Source organism: Solwaraspora sp. WMMA2101, from assembly GCF_049179175.1.
Classification (GTDB): Bacteria; Actinomycetota; Actinomycetes; order Mycobacteriales; family Micromonosporaceae; genus Micromonospora_E.
The window spans coordinates 242463-258241 of record NZ_JBMHMA010000006.1; the positions used below are offsets into that span (position 1 = coordinate 242463).

A 15779-nucleotide genomic window follows, 5' to 3' on the forward strand; every position below is an offset into this window, starting at 1 on the left:
CCACGAAGGAGTCACAGTGATTCGGAGCATCCGCCAGGCGGTTCTCTGGCTGACTGGTGTCGTGCTCGTGGTGGCTACGGCCATGCCCGGGCCAGCTACCGCTGAGGCGTTGGCACCCGATGCGTCCACGGCTGGGGTGCCCGGCCTCAAGGATCCGCCACCACCGCACATCGACCCGTGGATTCCGGCTACGTGCGCCACCGCCGAATTCGATCAGGCCTACGTCGATCCGCCGCGGGGCGGCTTGGTCCTGGGTACGGTGACCCGCTGCGGAACGTACATAACCGACAGCAAGTACGCTCTGGCGGTCTACTGGCCCGACGAGATCCCGGTCGTCTACACCTCGCAGCTGAAAAGTTTCCTCGTCGACCGTCCCACCGTCGGCGTCCAGCTCCTCGTCGGCAACAGACCCGTCGCCGACGGTGTCGGGGTGTGCGCGCTGCTCACGAGCAACGTCAGGATGGGCTGCGCCCGGCTCAGCGAGGGCCCCGACGGCCTCGTCGTCGAGTCCATCCCGGTCAACGATCCGCTGGTGCTGGCTACAGCAACGGTGATCTACGACGGAACACCGGACGTACCGGACCCCGGCTGTGCCAACTGCGTCTGACGGCACCGGCACCGGCACCGGTGACCGGGCCGGCTGCGCCGGTATCGGTGTCCGGCCGGTTCCCGTTGTCGGTGCCGCTCGTGCCGTAGTAGGCGGTCCGCATGAGCTGTTGCATGTCGTCGAGCATCGGCATCCGTGGGTTGGCCGGCGCGCACTGGTCCTCGTACGCGTTGACCGCCTGCTGCGGCAGGCTGGCCAGGAACGACGCCTCGTCGACCCCGACGGCCTGGAACGACGGTTCGATGCCGACCGCGTCGCGCAGCCGTTCGACGGCGGCCGCGTACGACTCGACGCCCTCAGCTGGGGTGGCGGCCGGCAGGCCGAGCATCCGGGCGATCTCCTGGAAACGTTCCGGGGCCCGGTAGTTCTCGTACTTCGGCCAGCCGGACAGCTTGCCGGGGCGGGCCCCGTTGTACCGGATCACGTGCGGCATCAGGATCGCGTTGGTCCGGCCGTGGGCGATGTGGAACGTCGCGCCGAGGGTGTGCGACATGGCGTGCACGATGCCGAGGAAGGCGTTGCCGAACGCCATCCCGGCGATCGTCCCGGCGTTGTGCATCTTCTCCCTGGCCTCGGGGTCGGCGGCACCGTGCCGCACCGCCCGCTCCAGGTGGGCGAAGATCAGCCGGATCGCCTGCAGGGCGAGCCCGTCGGTGTAGTCGTTGGCGTACACGGACACGTACGACTCGGTGGCGTGGGTCAGCGCGTCGAATCCGCTGTCGGCGGTGACCACCGGTGGCAGGTCGGCGGCGAGCACCGGGTCGATGATCGCCACGTTCGGGGTGAGCGCGTAGTCGGCCAGCGGGTACTTCTTACCGGTCACCGTGTCGGTGATCACCGCGAACGGGGTGACCTCGGCCCCGGTCCCCGATGTGGTCGGAATGCAGACCAGCTTGGCCAGCTCACCCGGTGCAGGGAAGGTGAACGCCCGCTTGCGGATGTCGAAGAACTTCTCCCGCATGTCGGCGAAGACCACCCCGGGGTGTTCGTAGCGCAGCCACATCACCTTGGCCGCGTCCATCACCGAGCCGCCGCCGAGGGCGATGATGGTGTCCGGGCGGAAGTGACGCATCTGCTCGGCACCGGCATCGACGGTACGGATGCTCGGCTCCGGCTCGACGGTGTCGATGATCTGCAGCGCCACCCGCTGCGCCCGGCCCTGCAGCACGGTCAGGACCCGGTCGACGAACCCGAGCCGGGTCATCGTCGCGTCGGTGACCACGGTGACCCGGTGCACGTCCGGCATGTCGGCCAGGTACCGGATCGCGTGCGGTTCGAAGTAGATCTTCGGCGGCACCTTGAACCACTGCAGGTTGTTCGTCCGCCGGGCCACCCGTTTGATGTTGAGCAGGTTCACCGCAGTCACGTTGTTCGACACCGAGTTGCGCCCGTAGCTGCCGCAGCCCAGGGTCAGCGACGGTGCGATCGCGTTGTACATGTCACCGATCGCACCCTGCGAGGCCGGAGCGTTCCAGATGATCCGTACCGCCTTGACCCGGCGGCCGAACTCCTCGGCGAGGGCGGCGTCGCTGGTATGGATGACGGCGCTGTGGCCGAGGCCGTGGAACTCGACCATCTGTTCGGCGTACCGGATGCCGGTGGCGTGCCCGTCGGCGCGCAGCACCGCCAGCACCGGGCAGAGCTTCTCCCGGGTCAACGGCTCGGCCGGGCCGACCTCGTCGACCTCGACCAGGATGATCGACGTGTCGGCGGGCACCGTGAAGCCCGCTTGCTGGGCGATCCAGACCGGCGACTGCCCGACGACGGCCGGGTTGAGCGCGGCCCCGGCGCAGCCCGCCGAGCCGGCGGCGACCCCGAACAGCAGCTCCTCCAGTTGGCGTTTCTGCTGCGGGGTCGCCCGGTGCGCGTGCAGCGTGGCGAACTCGGCCATCGCCGGTTCGTAGATCTCGTCGTCGACGATGACCGCCTGCTCGGAGGCGCAGACCATGCCGTTGTCGAACGACTTGGACAGCACCACGTCGTTGACGGCCCGGGCCAGTTTCGCCGTCCGCTCCAGGTACGCCGGGACGTTGCCGGCGCCGACGCCCAGCGCTGGCTTGCCGGCCGAGTACGCCGCCCGGACCATGCCGTTGCCGCCGGTGGCCAGGATCAGCGCGACCCCGTCGTGGCGCATCAACGCGCCGGTGGCCTCGACCGACGGGTGCTCGATCCACTGGATGCAGTGGGCCGGCGCACCGGCGGCGATCGCCGCGTCGCGGACCACCCGGGCCGCTTCGGCGCTGCACCGTTGGGCGGCCGGGTGGAAGGCGAAGATGATCGGGTTGCGGGTCTTCAACGCCAGCAGGGCCTTGAAGATGGTCGTCGACGTCGGGTTGGTGACCGGGGTGACCCCGCAGATCACGCCGACGGGTTCGGCGATCTCGACGATGCCGCTGATGTCGTCGCGACCGACCACACCGACGGTCTTCAACGTCGCCATGCTGTGCGTGACGTGTTCGCAGGCGAAGATGTTCTTCACCGCTTTGTCCTCGAAGACGCCGCGGCCGGTTTCCTGCACCGCCATCCGGGCGAGGTCGCTGTGGCGACCGAGCGCGGCGACCGATGCCTTTCCGACGATCGTGTCGATCCGCTCCTGATCGAACTCTGCGTAGTCGTCGAGCGCCTTGGACGCCGCCGCCACGAGGGCGTCGATCGCGATCTGCGTCTCGGTCGACACGGCCGGCTTCGTGGACACCTGGACGCCTGCGGTCATTTCCGATCACCTCGTTCGGTCAGCACCGGCGGCACCTTGCCGCCGGTGCTCACCCTCATCGTCACTCCGGACGGTGATCGCGCGCTGCCGCCGTACGTCCCCGGTCGTCGGGACCTAGGTCACCGGTTCCACCCGCACCCCGGTGACCGGTCGCGGCGGTCAGGTGCCGGACCGCGCCGCCGCGAGCTCCCGCGCCCGGGCCGGCCAGCTCGGCAGGCTCGCGGTGGCCCGGACGCCGGCGGCGCGCACCGCCGCACGCAGGGTCGCCTCGTCGGTCGCGCCCAGCTCGTCGTACGTACGGATGCCGGCGGACTGCAGGGCGGCGGCCATCTTCGGCCCGATGCCCTCGATCCGACGGAAGTCGTCGGCGGGTCCGGAATCCACAGTCGCCGGGGCGGTGAGCGGGGCCGGCTCGACGACGGCCGGCTCAGCGGCGGCAACTGGCTCGACGACGGCCGGCTCAGCGGCAGCGTCGACCGGCGCAGGCTCCACGACCGCTGGCTCGGGTTCTACGACGGCGACCGGCTCAGGCGCGGCTGCCACCGGCTGCGGCTCGACGGCGGGCACAGACTCGGCGACCACCGGCTCCGCCGCCGCCGGCTCGGTCTCGATCGGCGCGGACTCGGCACGTGGCGACGGCACCGTCACATCGGGCGTCGCTGCCGGTTCCGCCGTGGACGTCGAGTCGACGGTGGTCGTCGCGGCGGGGGCGGTCTCCGTGGTCGGCTGGGGATCCGGGCCGTCAGCGGCTGCCGTCGCCGCTGGAGTGTCGACAGGTGCCGGGGTGTCGACAGCCGCCGGGGTGTCGGCCGTCGACTTCCCGGGCCCGGCGGGTGGCTCGGCGGTGCCCGCGGCTGCGGACCGGCGGCTCATCACGAGCCAACCGGCGACCGCACCGAGCAGCACGACGACCAGCAGAATCAGTACGTTTCCGAGGGACCAGTCCACGGCAACCTCCAGCGGCAAAAAGTCAGAATTGCGAAAGGGTCTCGTTGTGGCCTTGCCGCTGTCAAACTACGGGCAGCGGCAGGACGTGACGAGGGCAGGGATGCTTCGCTACTCTTCGCCGACTGTCGAGGAACGGTGCGTACCGCCGAAGTACGGCGCGCGAACGCCGGCTGGTCGCACCGCCGACGAATCAGCCGGGGCCAGACCGACCCGGCCGGTGACGGCCCGTAGCAGATGTGCCCGGTCCCATCCGCGTGCCGCGCGCACCGGTGCCAGCGTGGTGCCCGCCGCCAGAGCCACCACCAGGTCGGCCGCCGCGTCGGTCAGCCACGGATTGACACCGAGGCCGTCGGCGAGGTCGACACCGTGGACGGCCAACTCGACGACCCGGGTGGCCTGGAAGTCGGTCAGGGTCATCGGATCACCGTGCCGGGTGACGACCAGCCGGTCCATCGGTGCGGCCGCGACGTGCGCGGTGGCGCTCGCCGTCCGGGCCGCGAGCTCGTCGACCGCGCCGTCGACCGTCCGGGCCGCCGCCCACCGCTGGGCGTCGACGACCCGGGCCCCGTCCACGTCGGGACGGAACCGGGCATCCGCCACGTAGTAGCCGATCGCGTCCACCAGGCCGCCGGGACCGGCGGTAGGCCCGTCGCAGGCAAGCATCTCCACGGTACGGAACGACGCAATCACCGTGTGTCCCAGCAGTTCCTTCACCGTCCATGGCGCACACCGGGTCGGCCGGTCGAAATGTGTCGCCGGGACCGTCCGCAGCGCGTCGACCATCGCCCGGCTCTCCGCCGCGTAGGCGGCCGCCACTTCGTCGGCCCGCCAGATCCGCTGCACCACCCGGAACCGTTCGGCCACCACCATGGTCCGGTCGTCGACGGTGAAGGTGTCGTCACCCAGTGCTGCCCGCATCGGCGCCGACTGCCAGAAGCCGACGTGCGCCCGACGCCAGGCGGCCACGTCGGCGAACCCTTCGCCCTCGTCCACGGCGTGCGCCAGGTCCACCTCGGCCAACGGGACCACCCGTACACCGGTGGTTTCCAGCACCGCGCACGGCCGGTCCGCCGAATCCACCAGGACGGACCGGTCCCCGGGCAGCGGCAGCGGCTCGTCGTCGTGCTCGTACTCACGCAGCAGTCCGGACGTCGCGGTCTTCGCGCCGGTGAGGATCGCCGCGACCAGTCGGTCCCGCAGCGGCCCGGGGAACGCGAACTGCGCGGGCGGCAGATCATCGTGCCGACTCGGTACGTCCTGACCGGCGCCACGGCCCGCCTCGGCTGTCACAGCGGCAGTCTACTGACGGCCGGTGTCACCGGCCCTGCCCCCGCAGTGCACCGGCGCTTCCCGGGTGGTCCCGCAATTGACGTGACGGCCCGCGCCCGGTGCGCCACGATGTCCCCGTGACGACGACCGGATCGTGCGCGGTGACGCTGCACCCGATGACCCAGGCCGAGTACGACGTACGTATTCCCGCGCTGATCGCCGGCTATGCCGGCAGCCTGCTGCGGTCCGGGCGGGCGACGACCGCGACGGCGCTGGCCGAGTCGCGCCGTCAGCACGCCGAGCTGCTGCCCGACGGGCTCGCGACCGAGCGAATGCTCTTCCTGGTGGCCCGGTCGGCGGGTGCCGACGACGCACCACCGGTCGGCTGGATCTGGGTGGGACTGCCCGGTCCGGCCGAGCCGGAACGGCCCGCCTGGATCTACGACATCGAGGTCGACGCGGCGCAGCGCGGCAACGGGTACGGCCGGGCGCTGCTGGCCGCAGTGGAACCGCTGTTGGCGGCGCGCGGAGTGACCCGGCTCGGGCTCAACGTCTTCGCGGACAATCCGGTGGCCCGCCGGCTCTACGAGTCGGCCGGGTACGCGGTCACCGCCCAGCAGATGGTCAAACCGATCGGGTCCACCTCCGCAGCGCCAGCCGCGGAGGCGTGACGGCACCGCGCGCCGGGCTTGCATCTCAAGCCGCTTGAGGTCGCATAGTTGGCGTCGTGGACATGAACGAGCTCTATCCCATCGGGGATGTCGCCCGGCGCACCGGTCTGAGTGTCAGCGCCGTCCGCTACTACGCCGACGCCGGTGTCGTCACGCCGGCCGCCAGTACCCCGGGCGGCCACCGGCTGTACGACGTGTCGGCGATCGCCAGGCTGGAGCTGGTCCGCACGCTGCGGGAACTCGACGCCGGCCTGGACGAGATCCGGCGGGTGCTGGCCGGCGAGGCGACGCTGCGCGAGCTGGCCACCACCCACCTGGCCCTGCTGACGCAGCAGGAGGCACGGCTGCGTAGCCGTCGCGCGGTGCTCTCCACCATCCTCCGGCAGGGATCCACCGCCGAGCAGGTGACGCTGATGCACAAGCTGGCCGGCATGTCCGACGAGGAGCGCGACCGGCTGATCGAGGAGTTCTGGGTCGAGGTCTCCACCGGCTGGGAGCCGCCGGAGCGGATGATGCAGTGGTGGCGGTCGGCCCACCCGAAGCTGCCGGACCATCCCACCACGGCCCAGCTGGAGGCGTGGATCGAGCTGGCCGAGCTGGTCCGCGATCCGGAGATCCGACAGGCCGTACGCCGTGACCTGTACAAGGTGTGCACCACCGGAGCCGGGCCGTTGATGACCTCCGGACCGATGTTGGACCGTCTGGAAGCGGCCACCCCGATCGGCCAGGCGGCGATGGACGCCGCGCGCGAACAGGTCCCGCCGGACTCGCCACAGGGGCGGGAGATCGCCGACCGGTGGATGGGGTGGCTGACCACCGTCTTCGCGACACCGGACAGCCCGGGGATACCGGACACACCCGAGTTCCGGATCCAGACGGCCGACCACATGCTGACCGGCGCGGAGTGGGACCGTACGCCGCCGGACCCGCCCGGTCCGCTCGACCGGTACATGGCGCTGGTCACCACCGTGAACGGCGTGGAGCCCGAACGGTTCCCGTTCGAGTGGCTGGCCGACGCGCTTCGCGCGTCCGCCCTACCGGCCCGTTGATCGCGGCGGCCGCACGCCGATGGGGAAGACTGGCGTCATGATCCTGAACGGAAAGCCCGTCGATCTGGATCACCTGAAGATCCTGGGTCTCACCAATTACGGCCACTTCACGTCCATGCGAGTGGACGCCGGCCGGGTGCGCGGACTCTCGCTTCACCTCGACCGGCTGACAGCGGACTGCCGCGCACTCTTCGGCGTCGATCTCGACCAGGACGAGGTTCGCGGCTACGTCCGCCAGGTGGTAGACGGTTGCGCCGAGCCGACCGTCGCCAGGGTGACGGTATTCGACCCCGATCTCGACCTGGGACACCCCGCCAGCGCAGCACACCCCCAGGTGCTCGTCACGACGCGAACGGTGTCGTCGACACCACCGCCGCCGCTGGTGCTCACTGCACGCTGGTACGAACGGGACGTGCCGCCCGTCAAGCATCTCGGCCTGTTCGCAACGATGTTCCACCGCCGACAGGCTCAGCTCGCCGGCTTCGACGACGTGTTGTTCGTCGACCGGGAGGGCTTCATCTGCGAGGGGGCGACCTGGAACCTCGGCCTGGTCGCAGGGGACGACATAGTGTGGCCGCAGGCACCGGTGTTGCCGGGAGTCACGATGGCGTTGATCAAACAGGTACGCGCGGGACACGAGCGCCGCGTCAACGTGACGGAGCTGGATCGTTACACCGCAGCGTTCGCCACCAACGCAACCGTTGGCGTCCGGAGCGTCATCGCGGTCGACGCCACTCGATGGACCGGCACGATCCCGCTGGTCGAGCAGATCGGCAGGGAGTACAGCGCCATCCCCGGTGAACCGCTCTGATGCGCCGGACGTCGGGCTCCTTCGGCTGACGGTGGGCTGCTACGAGTCGACCATCGAGGCGGTCACGGTCCGGCGGCTCAGCTCGTCGGTACGGCGATCCGCAGGCTGAGTGCGCCGTGCAGGTCGAGCCAGACGTCGGCCGGGCCGCGTACCAGGCGCAGCAGCACCCCGGCACAGTGCGGGCAGCGGGCGACCAGGCCGGGCGCGTCAGCGTAGACCATCAGGGCGGCGAGCGGCCCGGACCGGCCGCAGCCGGCGCAGCGCCCGACAGCCGTGGTGACGTCGACCGCGAAGATCTCGCCCAGCGGTCCGGCCAGGGCGTTGCCGTCCAGGTGGTGCTCGTCGGGCAGCAGGGCGACGGCGGGCTGGTCGGTCATGTCAACCTCCGGTGGGTCCGAATCGTTCGGTGCGGACGCGGCGGGGGTCGTGCCCGAGGGCGATCAGGATGTCGGCGACGGCCTCGACGAAGCCGGTCGGCCCGCAGACGTAGCAGGCCGGTTCGAGCGTCGCCGGCCAGCCGTCGGTGTTGATCCGGGCGACGCCGATCCGGCCCATCTGGCCGGGCCAGCCGTCGGGTGCTTCCCGGGTGTAGACGTAACTGACGTCGAGTCCGGCGTCGTCGCGGGCGCGGCGGCGCAGCTCGTCGGCGTAGTAGATGTCGGCCGGGGTCCGTACCGAATAGATGAGCCGGAACGGCACCCGGCTGCCGGCGGCCCGCCGGGCGCGGACCATGGCCATCAGCGGCACGATCCCGGAGCCGCCGGCGATCAGCAGCACCGGGTCGGTCGTGCCGGGCCGCCAGAGGAACCAACCGCCGACCGGGCCGCGGATCTCCACCGGGTCACCGACGGCGTACGGGCCGGCCAGGTAGCCGGAGACCTCGCCGTCGGGCACCCGCGCGACGGTCAGCTCGACCCGGTCGCCGTCGACGGCGTTGGCGAGCGAGTAGCTGCGCTGAGCCTGGTAGCCGTCGGGGGCGGTGAGCCGCACGTCGACGTGTTGGCCGGGCAGGTGTCCGGGCCAGTCCGGCACGTCCAGCAGCAGGGTACGGGCGGTCGGCGTCTCGTCGCGGACGGCGGCGAGCCGGGCCACCCGCCAGCTCAGTCGCCCTGGTACCGCTGCTCGCGCCACGGGTCACCGTAGTCGTGGTAGCCGGCGGTCTCCCAGAAGCCCGGTTCGTCGTCGAGCAGCAGCCGGAGGCCACGCACCCACTTCGCCGATTTCCAGAAGTACAGGTGGGGCACCAGCAGCCGGGCCGGGCCGCCGTGTTCAGGGCTCAGGTCGGCGTCGTCGTACCGGTAGGCGACCCAGGCCTGACCGTCGAGCAGGTCGGCCAGGGGCAGGTTCGTGGTGTAGCCGCCGTACGAGTGGGCCACGGCGTAGTCGGCGGCGGTCTCGACGTCAACCAGCAGCGTGTCCAGCGAGACGCCGCGCCAGCGGGTGCCGAGCTTGGACCACTTGGTCACGCAGTGGATGTCGACGGTGATGTCCTCGCTCGGCAGGTCGAGCAGTTGCGACCAGTTCCAGCGCTGGGCGGTGCCGTCCTCGGTGGTGACGACGAACTCCCAGCCGGCGATGTCGATCCGCGGCGTCGGGCCGGCGGAGAGCACCGGGAAGTCCTCGGTCAGGTACTGCCCCGGCGGCAGGGTGACTGCGCCGGGGGAACGCGGACGGCCCTGAAATCCGGGCGACACGATACCCATCGGACAGTTCTATCACCGGCTGGGGCGGTGCTGCCAGCGGCTGCCGGGATTGCACCCGTCAGAGGTCGAACAGGTCCCGCATCGCCTCTTCCAGGCGGGCCATGCTGGCCCCGGTGACCATGCCGACCCGCTCGGCGCCGGACTTGCCGGAGATGCGCCGCATCCGGTTGACCACGACGACGCCGGAGAGCGGGTCGGTCTCGGCCAACGGCACCACGAACGGCGGCAGGGTGGTCGCGCCGCGCTGGCGCACGATCGGGGCGCAGTACGGCGCGGCGCGGGGCCGGTCGTTGTGGGCGTCTCCGGAGAGCACCACCACCCGGTAGCGCAGGTCGGATCGCTCGCCGACGGTCCAGATCTCGCCGCGGTTCACGCCGCGTCAGACAGGTCGGACCAGCCGGACTCCAGCGTGTCGGCGAGCCGGTCGAAGCCGTCGAGCTCGTCGCGCACGTCGGGGTTGGCGGCGAGCCATTCCTCGTGGGCCCGTGCGGCGTCGCGGCAGGCCTCCCGGCGGGCGGCGCGGTCCATCCAGTCGGAAAGTGTCATTCCTTCCCGCTCGGCAGCGGCGCGTGCTCTGGCCACCGTCTCCGGGCTCAGGCGCAGCGTGACCATCTCTGCCATGTCGCGATGGTACGACGTCGCTGGGCGGTACGCCTGCCCGGGCTCGCCCGCAGGTGTCGGCCATCGCGGCCGGCAGACATGTCGTCGTGCTCGAACCCCGGCGGATTGTAACGTTCAAGACAGCCATCGACGTGGATCTAACAGACTCCTAACCTACGTTGACAAGCGCTTCCTGTGGTCGACGACACACCCGACCGGCATCGTTCGTCATCCCGAAACCGGAGGATCCGCATGGCGACAATGAAACGATTCAGGGCAGTTCTCGCTGCGTCCGCAGCGCTCGCCCTGGTCGCGGTCGGTGCCGCTGCCTGCGGTGACGACGACGCCTCCGGGCCGGTCACCCTGCGGTACTCCTGGTGGGGCAACGCGGAACGGGCCGACCTGATGCAACAGGCGATCGACCTGTTCGAGGAGCAGAACCCGGACATCAGGGTCACTCCCAGCTTCCAGGAGTACGAGGCGTACTGGCAGAAGCTGACTACCGAGACCGCCGGCGGCAACATGCCCGACGTCGTCCAGATGGACTTCTCCTACCTGCGCGAGTACGCCGACCGGGGCGTCCTGTACGACCTGGGCGGCCAGGCCGGCGACGCGCTGGTCCTGGCCGACCTGCTCCCGGGCTTCGACGGGGTCGGCGAGGTCGACGGCACCCGGTACGCGGTGCCGATCGGCGGCAACACATGGAGCATGTTCTACAACCCGGCCCTGTTCGCCCAGGCCGGTGTGGCCGCCCCACAGGTCGGCTGGACCTGGGACGACTACCACGCCACGATGGCCACCATCAGGTCCACCACCGGCACCTACGGCGGCGGCAACTACACCGGGGTCATCTACAACCTGGAGGCCCAACTGCGCCAGGAGGGCGGCGCGCTGTTCACCGAGGACGGCCGACTCGGCTTCGACGCCGAGCGGCTGGCGCGATTCTGGCAGCAGGGCATGGACCTGATCGCGCAGGACGTCGTACTGCCGGTGGAGACCGCCGTCGCGATCAAACCCGCGTCGCTGTGGGTGGACGACCTGGCCGCCTCGGACCTGGGCTGGGACAACTTCCTGGTCCGCTACGCGGGTGAGACCGACACCGAGATCCACCTCGGCCCGCTGCCCACCGACAACCCGGGCCGGCTCGGCCAGTACCTCAAGCCGGCGATGCTGCTGAGCGCCTCGGCCCGCACCGAGCATCCGGAGGCCGCCGCGAAGCTGATCTCCTTCATGATCAACGACCCCGAGGTGGGTCGGATCTTCGGCGGCAACCGGGGACTGCCGGCCACCAACGCCCAGCGCGACGCGGCCGAACTCGACGGGCCGCTGGCCGCCGTCGCCGCCTACGAGGAGACCATCGCCGATCAGCTGACCCAGGCCCCGCCGGCGCCGCCGCGTGGTGCCGGTGGCATCGAGGCGGCCTTCATCCGGATCAGCGAGGAACTGCACTACGGGCGGATCAGCGTGGCGCAGGCCGTCGACCAGTTCTTCACCGAGGCCGAGGACATCCTGCGGTCCTGACCGGTGAGGAGGGCGACCGATGCGCACGTCCACCGTCGGCGCGAGGCGGACCCCACCGGGTGAGCCCGCGACGGGTGAGCGCCGACCGGCGGCGCCGTCACCGCGCCGCCGCCGGTCCGGCGACGGGCTCGCCGGCTACCTGTTCCTGTCATCCTGGATCGTCGGCATCGCGCTGCTGACCATCGGCCCGATGGCCGCCTCGCTGTACCTGTCGTTCACCGACTACAACCTGTTCACCACCCCGGAGTGGGTCGGCCTGGACAACTACCGACGGCTCTTCGACGACAGCCGGTGGCTGCAGTCGGTGCAGGTGACCGTGACGTACGTGCTGCTGGCCGTACCGCTCAAACTCGCGGCGGCGCTCGCGGTCGCGATGCTGCTCGACACCCCCCGACGCGGCCAGGGCGGATACCGGACGGCCTTCTACGGACCGTCGCTGATCGGTGCCAGCGTCAGCATCGCGATCGTCTGGAAGGCGCTGTTCAGCGAGGACGCGATCGTCGACCGGGCGCTCGGGGCGGTCGGGCTGCCCACCGGTGGCTGGGTCGGCAACCCCGACTTCTCCCTGCTGATGCTGGTGCTGCTGGCCGTCTGGCAGTTCGGCGCACCGATGGTGATCTTCCTTGCCGGGCTCAAGCAGGTGCCCCGGGAACTCTACGAGGCCGCCGAGGTCGACGGCGCCGGCCGGTGGCGGCGGTTCCGGGCGGTGACCGTACCGATAATCTCACCGGTGATCTTCTTCAACCTCCTGCTGGAGACGATCAACTCATTCCAGATCTTCACCTCGGCGTACATCGTCGGCGGACGCAATGGCAGCCCGGCCGGGTCGACCCTGTTCTACACGGTCTACCTGTACGACCGGGGCTTCACCGACTTCCGGATGGGCTACGCCTCGGCGATGGCCTGGATGCTGCTGCTCGGCGTCGGCCTGGTGACCACGCTGCTGTTCCGCACCGCGCGGGGCTGGGTCCACTACGCGGGAGACGCACGATGAGCGGGCGGGCCGGTCACCGACGACTGCGGCACAGCGTCGGCTGGCACCTGGCGGCGCTGGCGTTGCTGGCGGTGGTCCTCTACCCGGTGGGCTGGGTGGTCTCGGCGTCGTTCACCCCGTCGGCGTCGATCCTCGGCGACCTTCGACTGCTGCCCCGCGACCCGACGGTCGGCAACTACCAGCGCGCCGCCGAGGGTATGGCCGGCATCAGCACGCTGCGGTTCTTCTGGAACTCCACGGTGCTGGCGGTGCTCGCCGTGGTCGGCACCGTCGCGTCGTCAGCCCTCGCCGGGTACGCCTTCGCCCGGCTGCGGTTCCGGGGCCGCTCGACGATGTTCGTACTGATGGTCTCCACCCTGCTGCTGCCGTTCCACGTGCTCATCGTGCCGCAGTACGCGGTGTTCCAGCACCTGGGACTGGTCGACACCTACGTACCGCTGCTGTTGGGCAAGTTCCTCGCGGCGGAGGCGTTCTTCGTCTTCCTGATGGTCCAGTTCATCCGCACCATCCCGCCCGAGCTGGACGAGTCCGCCCGCATCGACGGTGCCGGGCAGTGGGGCACCTTCTGGCACATCATCCTGCCGCTGTCGCGACCAGCGATGATCACGACGGCGATCTTCACCTTCATCTGGACCTGGAACGACTTCCTCGGCCCGCTGATCTACCTCAGTACGCCGGACAAGTACCCGCTGCCGCTGGCCCTGCAGCTCTACATCGACCAGACGACGCTGTCGGACTACGGCGCGTTGATGGCGATGTCGATGCTGGCCCTGCTGCCGGTCATCGGATTCTTCCTGTTCTTCCAACGCTTCCTGGTGGACGGGATGTCGGCGTCGGGGCTGAAAGGGTGACCGGCGACGACACCTCGGCGGCGCGGGCCGACTGCCAGCGACGTGGTGCCCAGTTCGCCCTGTTCGGCGAGACCCTGCTGGTCGGGGTGCTGGTGCTGGCCGCGACCGTACCGCTGGTGACCCTGCTGGCGGCCCTCGCCGCCGGCTGCGCCCACCTGCGCGCGCACGTCGACGGCACCGGCAGCACCAGCGTCCGGGCCTTCGCCGCGACCGTACGGGCGGCACTGCCGGGCAGTTGGCCGTGGTCGCTGGCGGTGCTGGCCGCCGCCGGGCTGCTGGCGTTCGACGCGGCGGTGGCGCGCACCGGGCGACTGCCCGGCGGCGGCCTCGTCGCGGCCGTCTGCCTGCTCGCCGCCGTGGCACTCGCGGCGCTGGCACTGCGGGCCGCGCAGTTGTGGCGGCCGGGGGCGCGCTGGGCCGTGACGCTGCGGGCCGCGACGATCCGCACGGTGCACGACCCCGGCGGTACGGCGTTGCTCGGGCTCGCCGTCGGCGGGCTGGTGCTGGTCACCTGGCAGCTGACCCCGTTGGCGGTGCCGATGACCGGCTGCGTGGTGCTGGCGGCGGTGTCGGTGGCCCGCCGGCCGGCGGCACGGGCCGACAGACGCGGGTGACGCCCGGCTCAGTCGTGCAGTTGGGCCAGGTGACGGATCTTGTTCATCGCGTCCAGCGCGGCGACCTTGTACGCCTCGGCGAGGGTCGGGTAGTTGAACACCGCGTCGACGAAGTAGTCGATGGTGCCGTGGCAACCCATCACCGCCTGCCCGATGTGGACGAGTTCGGTGGCACCGGTGCCGAAGATGTGCACCCCGAGCAACTGCCGGGTCTCCGGGGCGACCAGCAGCTTGAGCATCCCGTACGAGTCACCGATGATCTGCCCCCGGGCGAGCTCGCGGTAGCGGGCCATCCCGACCTCGAACGGCACCCGCTGGTCGGTGAGCTGGTCCTCGGTCGCGCCGATGAAGCTCATCTCCGGGATGGTGTAGATGCCGATCGGCTGTAGTTGCGGCATGCCGCGCGCCGGCTCGCCGCAGGCGTGGTGCGCGGCGAGACGGCCCTGCTCCATCGAGGTGGAGGCCAGCGCGGGGAAGCCGATGATGTCGCCCACCGCGTAGATGTGCCCGGCCGAGGTCTGGAAGTTCTCGTTGACCTCGACCCGGCCGCGCGGGTCGGCGGACAGGCCGGCCCGTTCCAGGTCGAGGTCGGCGGCGACGCCCTGGCGTCCGGCCGAGTACATCACCGTGTCGGCGGCGATCCGCTTGCCGCTTTCCAGCACGGCGACCGCGCCCTTGGCGTGGCGCTGCACCGACGCCACCTCCTCGCCGAAGCGGAAGGTGACGGCCAGGTCACGCAGGTGGTACTTCAGTGCTTCCACGATCTCCAGGTCGCAGAACTCCAGCATCCGGTCGCGGCGTTCCACGACGGTGACCTCGGAGCCGAGCGCGGCGAACATCGAGGCGTACTCGATGCCGATGACACCGGCACCGACCACCAGCATCGACTGCGGTACGCGTTCGAGGTTGATGATGCCGTCCGAGTCGATGATCGTCTGCTCGTCGAAGTCGACGCTGGCCGGTCGGGCCGGTCGGGTCCCCGCCGCGATCACGATCTTCTCCGCGGTGACCTTGTTGCCGTGCCCCGACGGGTCCGTCACGACCACCGTGTGCGGATCGTCGAAGCGGGCCGTCCCGGTCATGATCCGCACCCGGTTGCGGGTCAGCTGGCTGCGGGTGACATCGATCTCCCGGCCGATGACGTGCTGGGTACGGGCCGCCAGGTCACTGACCGTGATGTCGTCCTTGACCCGGTAACTGCGGCCGTAGACCTCGCGCTGGTTGAGTCCGGTCAGGTAGAGCACCGCCTCGCGCAGCGTCTTGGACGGGATCGTCCCGGTGTTGATGCACACCCCACCGAGCATGTGCGCCCGTTCGACGACCATGACCCGCCGGTCGAGCTTTGCCGCGGCGATCGCCGCCTTCTGTCCGCTGGGGCCGGAACCGATCACGAGCACGTCGACGTCATACACCGCCCCAGTGTGCCAG

17 protein-coding genes and 1 pseudogene are annotated in these 15779 nt (G+C 70.6%); 8 read left to right on the forward strand and 10 right to left on the reverse strand.

The genetic code is table 11. From position 1 onward, the window contains the following. Window positions 1-16: 16 nt before the first annotated feature. Complete coding sequence (locus ACN28F_RS01615) at window positions 17-607, forward strand: hypothetical protein (RefSeq protein WP_421356881.1); 591 nt, start codon at window positions 17-19, stop codon at window positions 605-607. Here the strand turns inward: ACN28F_RS01615 and adhE are convergent. The 4 genes and pseudogenes from adhE to ACN28F_RS01635 all read right to left on the reverse strand — a co-directional run. After that, the gene (gene adhE / locus ACN28F_RS01620; protein WP_421356882.1) at window positions 540-3320 is read right to left on the reverse strand and encodes a bifunctional acetaldehyde-CoA/alcohol dehydrogenase; all 2781 of its coding nucleotides are present in this window, start codon (window positions 3318-3320) and stop codon (window positions 540-542) included. The genes ACN28F_RS01615 and adhE overlap by 68 nt on opposite strands. Before the next feature lie 159 nt (window positions 3321-3479). After that, complete coding sequence (locus ACN28F_RS01625) at window positions 3480-4268, reverse strand: helix-hairpin-helix domain-containing protein (protein ID WP_289206378.1); 789 nt, start codon at window positions 4266-4268, stop codon at window positions 3480-3482. Window positions 4269-4376: 108 nt separating this feature from the next. Further along, window positions 4377-5135: a maleylpyruvate isomerase family mycothiol-dependent enzyme gene (locus ACN28F_RS01630; protein ID WP_421361214.1), complete on the reverse strand. Its 759-nt coding sequence runs from the start codon at window positions 5133-5135 to the stop codon at window positions 4377-4379. Next, a pseudogene (locus tag ACN28F_RS01635) lies at window positions 5109-5558 on the reverse strand (ASCH domain-containing protein); the annotation flags it as partial. The pseudogene ACN28F_RS01635 and the gene ACN28F_RS01630, both read right to left, overlap by 27 nt. 116 nt (window positions 5559-5674) lie before the next feature. Between ACN28F_RS01635 and ACN28F_RS01640 the strand changes: the two are divergent. Genes ACN28F_RS01640 through ACN28F_RS01650 form a run of 3 tightly spaced genes read left to right on the forward strand, consistent with a single transcriptional unit; the run spans window position 5675 to window position 8068 of the window. Beyond that, a complete protein-coding gene (locus tag ACN28F_RS01640; protein WP_421356883.1) occupies window positions 5675-6208 on the forward strand; it encodes a GNAT family N-acetyltransferase in 534 nt (177 codons plus the stop codon). 56 nt (window positions 6209-6264) lie between these two features. Then, complete coding sequence (locus ACN28F_RS01645; RefSeq protein WP_289206380.1) at window positions 6265-7257, forward strand: MerR family transcriptional regulator; 993 nt, start codon at window positions 6265-6267, stop codon at window positions 7255-7257. A 37-nt stretch (window positions 7258-7294) separates the two neighbouring features. Beyond that, window positions 7295-8068, forward strand: coding sequence for an aminotransferase class IV family protein (locus tag ACN28F_RS01650; RefSeq protein ID WP_421356884.1), 774 nt, complete (start codon window positions 7295-7297; stop codon window positions 8066-8068). 77 nt (window positions 8069-8145) lie between these two features. Here ACN28F_RS01650 and ACN28F_RS01655 read toward each other — a convergent pair whose 3' ends face one another. From ACN28F_RS01655 to ACN28F_RS01675, 5 genes are read right to left on the reverse strand one after another with little or no spacing between them, the layout of a single operon-like run. Then, window positions 8146-8418 carry a DUF6510 family protein gene (locus ACN28F_RS01655; protein WP_289210979.1) on the reverse strand — a complete coding sequence of 91 codons (273 nt, stop codon included), beginning with the start codon at window positions 8416-8418 and terminating at the stop codon, window positions 8146-8148. A 28-nt stretch (window positions 8419-8446) separates the two neighbouring features. Beyond that, window positions 8447-9199, reverse strand: coding sequence for a ferredoxin reductase (locus ACN28F_RS01660; RefSeq protein ID WP_421356885.1), 753 nt, complete (start codon window positions 9197-9199; stop codon window positions 8447-8449). Next, window positions 9169-9771, reverse strand: coding sequence for a sulfite oxidase-like oxidoreductase (locus tag ACN28F_RS01665; RefSeq protein ID WP_421356886.1), 603 nt, complete (start codon window positions 9769-9771; stop codon window positions 9169-9171). The genes ACN28F_RS01660 and ACN28F_RS01665 overlap by 31 nt, the downstream gene beginning before the upstream one ends. A gap of 58 nt (window positions 9772-9829) precedes the next feature. Next, window positions 9830-10144, reverse strand: a complete 315-nt coding sequence (locus ACN28F_RS01670; protein WP_282227517.1) for a type II toxin-antitoxin system PemK/MazF family toxin — start codon at window positions 10142-10144, stop codon at window positions 9830-9832. Beyond that, window positions 10141-10392, reverse strand: a complete 252-nt coding sequence (locus ACN28F_RS01675) for a hypothetical protein (protein ID WP_289206384.1) — start codon at window positions 10390-10392, stop codon at window positions 10141-10143. Before ACN28F_RS01675 ends, ACN28F_RS01670 begins: the two co-directional genes overlap by 4 nt. 240 nt (window positions 10393-10632) lie before the next feature. Here ACN28F_RS01675 and ACN28F_RS01680 point away from each other — a divergent pair, with 240 nt between their 5' ends. The 4 genes from ACN28F_RS01680 to ACN28F_RS01695 are packed head-to-tail and all read left to right on the forward strand — an operon-like array spanning window position 10633 to window position 14351. Then, the gene (locus tag ACN28F_RS01680) at window positions 10633-11892 is read left to right on the forward strand and encodes an ABC transporter substrate-binding protein (RefSeq protein ID WP_289206385.1); all 1260 of its coding nucleotides are present in this window, start codon (window positions 10633-10635) and stop codon (window positions 11890-11892) included. Between the two features lie 19 nt (window positions 11893-11911). Then, window positions 11912-12886 (forward strand): carbohydrate ABC transporter permease, encoded by a 975-nt coding sequence (locus tag ACN28F_RS01685; protein ID WP_421356887.1) that lies wholly within the window; start codon window positions 11912-11914, stop codon window positions 12884-12886. Further along, window positions 12883-13737 carry a carbohydrate ABC transporter permease gene (locus ACN28F_RS01690; protein WP_421356888.1) on the forward strand — a complete coding sequence of 285 codons (855 nt, stop codon included), beginning with the start codon at window positions 12883-12885 and terminating at the stop codon, window positions 13735-13737. The genes ACN28F_RS01685 and ACN28F_RS01690 overlap by 4 nt, the downstream gene beginning before the upstream one ends. After that, the gene (locus ACN28F_RS01695; protein WP_289206388.1) at window positions 13734-14351 is read left to right on the forward strand and encodes a hypothetical protein; all 618 of its coding nucleotides are present in this window, start codon (window positions 13734-13736) and stop codon (window positions 14349-14351) included. The genes ACN28F_RS01690 and ACN28F_RS01695 overlap by 4 nt, the downstream gene beginning before the upstream one ends. Window positions 14352-14359: 8 nt before the next feature. On the opposite strand, the gene sthA is transcribed toward ACN28F_RS01695, so the two are convergent. Beyond that, window positions 14360-15763, reverse strand: a complete 1404-nt coding sequence (gene sthA, locus ACN28F_RS01700; RefSeq protein WP_289206389.1) for a Si-specific NAD(P)(+) transhydrogenase — start codon at window positions 15761-15763, stop codon at window positions 14360-14362. Window positions 15764-15779 lie beyond the last annotated feature (16 nt).

Excerpts from the sequence above, each read along its gene's own strand:
- ACN28F_RS01650 (WP_421356884.1), top strand. The coding sequence starts at position 7,295 with ATGATCCTGAACGGAAAGCCCGTCGATCTGGATCACCTGAAGATCCTG.
- ACN28F_RS01675 (WP_289206384.1), bottom strand. The coding sequence starts at position 10,392 with ATGGCAGAGATGGTCACGCTGCGCCTGAGCCCGGAGACGGTGGCCAGA.
- adhE (WP_421356882.1), bottom strand. The coding sequence starts at position 3,320 with ATGACCGCAGGCGTCCAGGTGTCCACGAAGCCGGCCGTGTCGACCGAG.
- ACN28F_RS01665 (WP_421356886.1), bottom strand. The coding sequence starts at position 9,771 with ATGGGTATCGTGTCGCCCGGATTTCAGGGCCGTCCGCGTTCCCCCGGC.
- ACN28F_RS01690 (WP_421356888.1), top strand. The coding sequence starts at position 12,883 with ATGAGCGGGCGGGCCGGTCACCGACGACTGCGGCACAGCGTCGGCTGG.
- ACN28F_RS01685 (WP_421356887.1), top strand. The coding sequence starts at position 11,912 with ATGCGCACGTCCACCGTCGGCGCGAGGCGGACCCCACCGGGTGAGCCC.
- ACN28F_RS01680 (WP_289206385.1), top strand. The coding sequence starts at position 10,633 with ATGAAACGATTCAGGGCAGTTCTCGCTGCGTCCGCAGCGCTCGCCCTG.